Below are 8,815 nucleotides of genomic sequence, written 5' to 3'. Positions count from 1 at the left end.
AATCTGGATTATCTCTTAGTTGAGGAATTGGCATCACCAAAGGGCAAGCGTTAACTGGACAACGATTTTCTGACCACCACGAAAACCGCTCTCCTAACCTATAGTTGTACTGCCGACGCAACAATTCCAACCACAATTGAATAGTGGCTATTTGTTCTTTGTTGGGCCTTAATTTATATTGGTAGGCAGTCCGCATGGTGGAAAATTTGTAGAAATGTCCTTTCTTTGGCTAGGTTTTTCAAAGGTGATGGTCTTTAGAGCTAGTTCAGGATTTTTTTATATAAAATCAAAAATAGAAATTAATATAGTTGAGCTGATTGGACTTTACTTGAAAGAGACTTTGAATAATTTTTTGTCCCTGGATGAGAGTAAAGTTTTGTCAGCTAGTTCTCTACATTTATCAAATTATATTATATTTTTTTTGAAATTAGCAAGCCTTCTTGTATCAAAAAATAGTTATATTGTCAATTATCCGACTGCTGTTTATCTGCTACAAATATCCTGCTCTAAATCAGATTTTTTAGTTTATCTCAACTAACATCAGTCAAAAGTAACAAAAATTGCTATAATCCTCGGCATCTACTACCTCTGTGTTTCCCTTACTAACCCAATATGACTTTTCTAATCTTCTTCATCGGGAGGAGAGCTAAGAGAATTTTTATGAGGAAATAAAGTTTTCATCATCCTATTTACATAATCTTGTCCGTAGATTGGAGTTTTCGTGGTTTCAGGTGCTTCTTCTTGTAGTTGAGTTTTAGCCTGCTCAATTTTATTTTGAGTTTCTTCTTCATTTTTAGCTTTTTCTTGGTCTGGTGATGAAGAATTATTTGTTAATTCTTGATTAACAAGGGCATTAGAATTATCATTTTCAGGTTCAGTTTTTTTGAAAAATTGATAATTACTGTTTAGTCCTTGATGATTACCTGGATACTTAAAAGTACTTTTCTGAGCAATATTTTCTTCATCCAATTCAGAACTACTGCCTAATTCCTGATGATTATCTGGATAATTAAAAGTACTTGTTTGAGCAATATTTTCTTCACTCAATTCAGAACTACTGCCTAATTCCTGATGATTATCTGGATAATTAAAAGTACTTGTTTGAGCAATATTTTCTTCATCCAATTCAGAACTACTGCCTAATTCCTGATGATTATCTGGATAATTAAAAGTACTTGTTTGAGAAAGATTTTCTTCACTCAATTCAGAACTACTGCTTAATTCCGGGTCTACTGACAAATCATCATTACTTTTAGTAGTGGTTGTTATGTGTGGTGTTAAAACTGTTTGAGATGGAGGTTGAGATGGAGCTGTAGTAGAATTTTCTAAGATTTGTCGTCCAGACTCCCCTATAATAGAAGTCGGTGGTACAACTTGATTTGGTTCAACATCATGCTCTATAATCGTTGCCACTGAACCAATACAAGCATTAGCCCCTATTTTACTCTTACCAACTACTAACACTCCTGCACCAATGGTGACTCCCGACTCAACTTTAATGTTGCCCTGGTAAGCATGAAGAATAACTCCCATACCAATACAAACCCCTGTAGCAATAACTATCTGACAATCAGCAGCAGCTTGGAGAATGACACCAGATGCGATCGCAACATTCGGCTCAATTTTTACATCACCACTAACAAAAGGTTCAGTATTATCAATTGGTTGTAGTGGTGTAAACTGCATAAATACTCCTTTCAAATATCCGACTGAAAGTCAAAAGTTACAACTTTGAACTTTTGACTTTCTGGTTTTTTTTTACTTAGCCTTACCGTTAGGTTGCTGAATAATCATTTCTAAAACACGGCGTTTAGCTTGAGGATCGATACCAATTAAGCGGACATATTCTCCCTCGTGTTGAGCTAGAGTTTCCTCAATAGCTGGGAAAACATCAGCATCACGTTTGCCATTAATTTGAGTATCAGTTTTCCAAGAGCTAGTCTTGAAACGGCGTTGGTCTGCATACTCTGTACCTATTTTGTAGCCACTCGCAATCAAAGAGCGAACTTGTTCTACAACCTCTTGAGTTAGCTTCTGGGTACTAGCAGTAGCTGTTACACTATTATATGATGGTTGATAACTATTGCCTGCTCCATTAGAAACTGTAGGAACTACTTGGCGTTTGCCATTTGGCTCCTGAATCAATACTTCCAACACCCGACGTTTAGCAGCAGGATCGACACCAATTAAACGTACATATTCCCCACTATACTGTGCCAAAGCTGCTTCTAATTCCTCTATTGCTTGTGCAGTAGTCTGTGCCGAAATGGGAGCGCTCTGCCAAGAGCTAGTCTTAAAGCGACGTGCATTAGCGTGCTCTATGCCGATGCGATGTCCTTGATTAAATAGTGAACCTACTTGAGCTAAAACTTCCTGACTTAGTTCTGTCTTGAACCCACTGCCTTGACTCGATACACTGGTATGAGCAGTATTATAAATAGGAGGTTTACTATTACCTGCTCCATTAGAAGCTGTAGTAACTCCTTGGCGTTTGCCATTTGGCTCCTGAATCAATACTTCCAACACCCGACGTTTAGCAGCAGGATCGACACCAATTAAACGTACATATTCCCCACTATAATGTGCCAAAGCTGCTTCTAATTCCTCTATTGCTTGTGCAGTAGTCTGTGCCGAAATGGGAGCGCTCTGCCAAGAGCTAGTCTTAAAGCGACGTGCATTAGCGTGTTCTATGCTGACGCGATATCCTTGATTAAATAGGGAACCTACTTGAGCTAAAACGTCCTGACTTAATCCTGTGTTTAGCTTACTACCGTGGCTATTTGCAGGGGTTTTAGCAGTGAAAGAGGCAGCAGCAGATTGCTTAATAGGGCGATCGCCAGGCTGTTGAACTAATGTTTCTACAACACGACGTCTAGCTACAGGATCAACGCCTATCAAACGTACATATTCACCGCTATGTTCTGCCAAAAACTGCTCTATAGCTGGTAATACTTGTGAGGCACTGCTTTCTGAAATAGTCGGGCCATTTTGCCAAGAGCTAGTTTTAAAGCGACGTTCATTAGCATACTCAGTGCTAATTTTGTATCCTTGAGATAGCAAGGAGTTTACTTGGTCTACAATTTCTTGAGTTAATCCTGTGTTATTTGTTGTAGCAGGTTGACCGCCAAAAGCAGCGGGAACACTATAATTACCAGTAGTCGATTTTTGAGGAATTTTTTTGCCATCAGGCCGTTGAATCATAATTGGAGAAATTCGGCGTTTGGCTTTAGGGTCAATACCAAACAGACGCACATACTCTCCAGCGTGTTCTTCGACGCAAGCTTCTAAAGCTCCTATTACTTCTGAAGGATTTTTGCTTTGAATTGGAGAACAAGTGTTCCAGGAACCAGTTTTGAAGCGACGAACATCAGCGTGTTCTGTGCCAATATGGTATCCTTGAGATACTAGCTGTCTTACTTGAGCAACTACCTCTGGGCTTAAAGAACCAGTTGCTACAGAAGATTTGTAACCGTTACCGTTACTGTAATTGCTATTCATTTTATTTTTCACTTTGTTAGTACAGGAGGGATCGGCTGCACAGATATAACCTTTTCGTAAAGATTCGTTGATTCCCACCACATGATGGCCAAATTCCAGATCTGCTGGTTGTACGTCTGGCAAACGGTCTGCTTGCTGTTGATTTGTAATAATTGCTCCTGAAGGTACATACTTACCGGGAGGAATTTCTACGTCTTGGATCAGAGCGTGCAGCATCACGATGCAGCCTTCACCAATACGGGCGTTAAATACTGTAGAGCGAAAACCGATAAAAGACTCATCCCCAATATAGCAGGGGCCGTGAATTAGAGCTTTGTGGGTGATCGAAACATCTCTACCTATCCATACAGAATAGTTTTCGTTGTCATCTCCTACTACTCTTCCTTTTTCTAAACCGTGGATGACTACTCCATCTTGAATATTGCTTCCTGCACCGATAAAGAAGGGAGTACCTTCGTCAGCACGAATTGATGTACCGGGAGCTACTAATACATGGCCTCCTATGCGGACATCTCCAATAATATTGGAAAAGGAGTGAACATACGCTGTCCGATCGATCTTTGGCTGTGCCAAATTTTGTGACCAGGGGGTTAGTGGAGCCGCTTCGTTGCGGTGTGGCATATTTTTTTCTCCTGAAGCTAAATGTTGGGTGTTGGTGTACTAAGTAAATATTTTGTAGTTCAAGATTTCAACATCCAACAGTTCAAGCTATTGGTAGTTAATGGACTGTTTAACGATATTGGTCTTTTTTACCGTAGATCATGCTATTGTCCACTGTGATTGTGTCAATAATTGCGACTACTCTGGCATCTATAGGCAGTTGTTCACTACGAGGTATTTCACGAGCTGCTCCGCCTCGACTAACCAGAACCCATTCATCTATTCCGGCTCCGACATTATCGGCAGCTACTTCATATTTAGGCAATGGATGGCCTTCTTCGTCTATGAATTGCAGCAGAAGTAGCTTTGTTCCTTGTAAACTAGGCTCTTTTTGGGTGCTAACAACAGTGCCACGAACTTTGGCAATTTGCATGATCTCTAATTTAATTACATGATTTTCAGATATGAGATTTTAGATTGAAACCTGAAAAGTTGTTTTTCACTCTCGGTTTTATTATGTGCTAGAATTTAGTCACTAATGCTCACTAATATCTTCTGCTTCTACCCAAAGGTGCTAGATTTTTCTAGTCTGTAGGATATTACGGTCATGCCTAACTGCCATAAAATACCCTTCAGCGTTCAGTAAATATTGACTGATTATTGCTGAGTGCTTTGATATATTTGCTGCGTCTCAGATATTTATCGCATCTAAAAAATTGCAGCTTTTAGTGGTCAGACTCAAAACAGAAACTATTTTACAGTTCCACAGTCAGGATTGAGGATTCAATAAACTCCAGAAGTTCACGAATGGAACTATATCTGTTGACGGTATACTCCATTTAACTCTTGTAGATCATAAAATCCTCATTCCAAGGAATACAGCTTTTAAAAGTAGGAAACTTATCTACTGTTGTTTGACTCTAGGAAACACCTTCTAGGTAAATTCTCTTTTTCAGTTCAATCTCAAAACCTGCTATCCGCAATCAAGTTATGGTCTATTTACTGGACGAACAGCGTTGGTGCTGTCACGAAATTGTTCTACTTCTTCTGTATAACGAATAGGTAAAACATACTCTAGGTTTTCATGGGGACGAGCGATGATATGGGTAGACATTGTTTGGCCTCCATTCACCCGCTTGACGTTATCAACTCCTGCTGCTACTGAAGCTTGTACTTCTGATACATCTCCGCGAATGATCACAGTTACCCGACCACTACCAATCTTTTCATAGCCAACAAGGGTAACTCGTGCAGCTTTCACCATTGCATCTGCTGCTTCTACGACTGCTGGAAAGCCTAGGGTTTCTACCATCCCGACGGCAATTGACATTATTCTTACTCCGTGATATTCTTTTGCTTTACTTGTATATGTATTGACTTTATCCTAGCTATGGCTATTTGGAATAATAATTGCTTTTCCAAATAATGCTCTAAGTTGGGGAGTGATTAATTCCTAAATTTACTAGAATTTTAGATGATAATTTTTGAAGGCTTTCCCTGGAATGGGCAATCTCTTAAATAATGATTGCCCTAAGATCTTAGGGTAAAGTTGGTGTTTTTTCTTACAGAACCTAAAGCACGATCCTAAAGCTTGTGAAAGTCAAGCATTATTGGTCACAGATGTAGATTTTTGATCTGCAAAGTTACTTAGTTCTAAGATTTTAATCATTATATTTGCAGTTATCTGCAAAAAAAACTTTTCATCAACCAGTTCTAGTCAAAATACTTGTAGTAATTCTCACTGCCTCAAATGAGTCTTGCTAACTAATAAGTTCGGAACTGATCGACTTCTTCAGTATATCGAATTGGCAATACATACTCTAAGTTTTCGTGGGGACGAGCAATGATATGAGTTGATACTACCTCACCACCGTTAACTCGTTTGGCTGATTCTATACCTGCAGCAACAGAAGCTTGTACTTCTGATACATCTCCTCGGACAATTACTGTTACACGAGCACTACCAATTTTTTCGTAACCGACCAGAGTAACTCTAGCTGCTTTAACCATAGCATCAGCAGCCTCTACTACCGCTGGAAACCCTCTAGTTTCAATCATTCCCACAGCAATTGGCATTTATTTTCCTCCTATTGACCAATAGTTAACTTAAGCATTGAGGCCAGTGTTGTCTCTAGATAGTTTTCAAGGGAATTCCCATTATTATGATTAAACCTATCAAATGCTATAGTTTTAGCATAGAGAAACATGGCATCGTTGACAATAGCAACTATCATCATAATTCATAATTGCAGGTATTTATAAAAATAAATTAGCTAAGATTGAAATCTTTGGACTTAATGACTTAATTACTAATTCTAGCGATCCTCAGCCTCCAGATACCAATCCTAAATTTTTTTTTATTACTTTTGGAACCATGGTCTGTAAGTAGCAAAAAAATCAGTACATATACTTATAATAAGTTGAACCTATATTAATAATATATATTTATTTTTAACAGTAAAGGTAAATAAATAATAAATCATGGAATTTCTGACTCAAAACTGTTGGTGGATACCTTTTTATGGTTTAATTGGAGCAATTTTGACTTTACCCTGGTCAACAGGGATAATTCAACGTACGGGACCACGGCCAGCAGCTTATTTTAATATCTTGATGACGTTATTGGCCTTTATTCATGGTTCCATTGTTTATCAAGCTGTTTGTCACCAAGAACCACGAGAAATCATATTCAACTGGCTACAAACGGCAGACCTCAACTTATCTTTTGCCTTTAATATCTCATCTGTAACCGTTGGAGCAATGGATGTTGTGACGGGTTTCAGTCTATTAGCCCAACTTTATGCTTTGGGATATTTAGAAAAGGATTGGGCGCTAGCCAGATTTTTTGGACTAATGGGATTTTTTGAGGCAGCAATGAGTGGCTTAACAATTAGTGACTCTTTGTTCATTTCCTATACTTTGCTAGAAATGCTGACTCTTTCTACTTATTTGTTAGTAGGTTTTTGGTATGCTCAACCCCTGGTCGTAACAGCAGCTAGAGATGCGTTTTTAACGAAGCGAGTCGGAGATGTTTTACTACTCATGGGAGTAGTTGCCATATCAGCTTTAGCTGGCAGTATGAATTTTACTGACCTATATGAATGGGCTGAAAGAGTAGAACTTTCTCCTATTACTGGTAATTTGTTAGGATTGGCTTTGATTGCGGGGCCAATAGGTAAATGCGCTCAATTTCCTCTGCATCTATGGTTGGATAAGGCAATGGAAGGGCCAAACCCAGCTTCAATTTTGCGGAATACTGTGGTGGTTGCCATGGGAGCTTATGTACTGATCCAAATGCAGCCGATTTTAATTATTGCTCCTATAGCTCTAGATGTATTAGTGGTGATCGGAACTATAACTGCGATCGGAGCTTCTCTTGTTGCTTTAGCTCAAATTGACCTTAAGCGTGCTTTGTCTCATTCTACCAGTGCTTACCTAGGTTTAGTGTTTATTTCTGTTGGTACACAATGGACTGGTTTTGGCTTACTATTACTTTTAGCTCATTGCATTGCTAAAGCGCTATTATTTATGAGTGCTGGAGGGGTAATTTTGACTACAAATAGCCAAGACCTTACAGAAATGGGGGGTTTGGGGTCTCGAATGCCAGTTACTACAACTTCTTTCTTAGTAGGTACTGCAGGTTTAATCGGGTTATTACCTTTAGGGGGTTTCTGGGCGTTACGACAAGGTTTAGATGTGTTTTGGATTATCGATCCTTGGGTTGTACCTGTTTTGTTATTTGTTAATTTCCTGACTGCTTTAAATTTAACCCGTGTTTATCGTTTGGTGTTCTGGGGTGAATCTCAACCGAAAACGAAACGGGCACCAGAAGTTCCCTGGCCAATGGCTGTACCGATGGTATCGTTAATTATCGTTACTCTACTCACACCGATAATGATGCAACGGTTATCACTATTACCTGACTGGGGTTATATTAATATAGCTGTTGTCATTTTGTTAGTTGCATCTGGTTTGATTGGTGTTATTTTTGGTAGCATGATGGAGTTAGGCAGAATTTGGTCTCGACCAGTATATGCTCCTTTGCGTTTTGTTCAAGATTTGCTTGCTTATGATTTCTATATCGATCGTTTCTACGATGTAACTGTGGTATTTGCGGTTAGCCAACTTTCAAGGTTAAATGCTTGGGTTGACCGTTATATTGTTGATGGAGTTGTTAATTTAGTTGGTTTGGCAACGATTTTTAGTGGGGAGGGTTTGAAGTATGGGGTATCTGGTAAAGGTCAATCTTATGTGCTTACTATTCTGATAGGGGTTGGTGTATTGGGGGTTTTGGCACTGTGGTTGATTGATTTTAGCTTTTGAAGGTAAGGAAGAATGAATAAGGCAGAAGGGTTAGAGCGGAAGGGTTAGAGCGGAAGGGCGAAAAACGTTTTGGTATTAGTGCTTTTACTCAAGTTCTTATCCATAAATATTCAAATATTTCTTCCTGTTGCTTATTCCCTATTTTCTAGAGATATCTATTAGAGTTGTCGCTTTATAACTGAAAAAAATCCCAAAAACCTTGTTTTGTAAGGATTGTAGCTATTGAAAAATAAAAATGCTTGGAATTATTGCTCTGTCTAGGTTAGAGTGATTTTTTCCCTTTATTTAGCGACAACTCTATTATCAGGACTTATGCAGTTGAAGGTATTTCTGTCCGCAGCGACCGACACCGGAAGTAATTTAAAACACTACTTTTTCGTGCCTCGTGCGTCAG

8 protein-coding genes are annotated in these 8,815 nt (G+C 38.9%); 1 reads left to right on the top strand and 7 read right to left on the bottom strand.

The genetic code is table 11. The annotated features are described in order from the left end of the window. The 7 genes from F6K06_RS13905 to F6K06_RS13875 form a co-directional block, all read right to left on the bottom strand. Nucleotides 1–196, bottom strand: a 196-nt coding sequence (locus F6K06_RS13905; RefSeq protein ID WP_287241657.1) for a helix-turn-helix domain-containing protein, incomplete at its 3' end; no start/stop codon positions are given. Nucleotides 197–621: 425 nt separating this feature from the next. Further along, nucleotides 622–1,686, bottom strand: coding sequence for a hypothetical protein (locus F6K06_RS13900; protein WP_287241654.1), 1,065 nt, complete (start codon nt 1,684–1,686; stop codon nt 622–624). A 72-nt stretch (nt 1,687–1,758) separates the two neighbouring features. Beyond that, the gene (locus F6K06_RS13895; RefSeq protein WP_287241651.1) at nt 1,759–4,119 is read right to left on the bottom strand and encodes a ribulose bisphosphate carboxylase small subunit; all 2,361 of its coding nucleotides are present in this window, start codon (nt 4,117–4,119) and stop codon (nt 1,759–1,761) included. 109 nt (nt 4,120–4,228) lie between these two features. Next, nucleotides 4,229–4,531: a EutN/CcmL family microcompartment protein gene (locus F6K06_RS13890; protein WP_124146614.1), complete on the bottom strand. Its 303-nt coding sequence runs from the start codon at nt 4,529–4,531 to the stop codon at nt 4,229–4,231. A 555-nt stretch (nt 4,532–5,086) separates the two neighbouring features. After that, entirely contained in the window at nt 5,087–5,428 is a 342-nt protein-coding gene (locus tag F6K06_RS13885; protein ID WP_124146613.1) for a carbon dioxide-concentrating mechanism protein CcmK, read from the bottom strand. Nucleotides 5,429–5,862: 434 nt separating this feature from the next. After that, nucleotides 5,863–6,174: a carbon dioxide-concentrating mechanism protein CcmK gene (locus F6K06_RS13880; RefSeq protein WP_124146612.1), complete on the bottom strand. Its 312-nt coding sequence runs from the start codon at nt 6,172–6,174 to the stop codon at nt 5,863–5,865. An 11-nt stretch (nt 6,175–6,185) separates the two neighbouring features. Beyond that, nucleotides 6,186–6,335: a hypothetical protein gene (locus F6K06_RS13875; protein ID WP_161564658.1), complete on the bottom strand. Its 150-nt coding sequence runs from the start codon at nt 6,333–6,335 to the stop codon at nt 6,186–6,188. 241 nt (nt 6,336–6,576) lie between these two features. On the opposite strand from F6K06_RS13875, the gene F6K06_RS13870 reads away from it, so the two are divergent. Continuing rightward, nucleotides 6,577–8,421, top strand: coding sequence for an NAD(P)H-quinone oxidoreductase subunit F (locus F6K06_RS13870; protein WP_287241663.1), 1,845 nt, complete (start codon nt 6,577–6,579; stop codon nt 8,419–8,421). Nucleotides 8,422–8,815 lie beyond the last annotated feature (394 nt).

The organism is Okeania sp. SIO1H4, from assembly GCF_010672695.1.
Classification (GTDB): Bacteria; Cyanobacteriota; Cyanobacteriia; order Cyanobacteriales; family Microcoleaceae; genus Okeania; species Okeania hirsuta.
The sequence above is the reverse complement of the archived record's forward strand: the minus strand, read 5'-3'. Positions and strand labels throughout refer to the sequence as shown.

Bases quoted from the DNA above. Each gene is read 5' to 3' on its own strand.
- F6K06_RS13900 (WP_287241654.1), bottom strand. From the start codon at position 1,686: ATGCAGTTTACACCACTACAACCAATTGATAATACTGAACCTTTTGTT.
- F6K06_RS13895 (WP_287241651.1), bottom strand. From the start codon at position 4,119: ATGCCACACCGCAACGAAGCGGCTCCACTAACCCCCTGGTCACAAAAT.
- F6K06_RS13890 (WP_124146614.1), bottom strand. From the start codon at position 4,531: ATGCAAATTGCCAAAGTTCGTGGCACTGTTGTTAGCACCCAAAAAGAG.
- F6K06_RS13885 (WP_124146613.1), bottom strand. From the start codon at position 5,428: ATGTCAATTGCCGTCGGGATGGTAGAAACCCTAGGCTTTCCAGCAGTC.
- F6K06_RS13880 (WP_124146612.1), bottom strand. From the start codon at position 6,174: ATGCCAATTGCTGTGGGAATGATTGAAACTAGAGGGTTTCCAGCGGTA.
- F6K06_RS13875 (WP_161564658.1), bottom strand. From the start codon at position 6,335: ATGATGATAGTTGCTATTGTCAACGATGCCATGTTTCTCTATGCTAAA.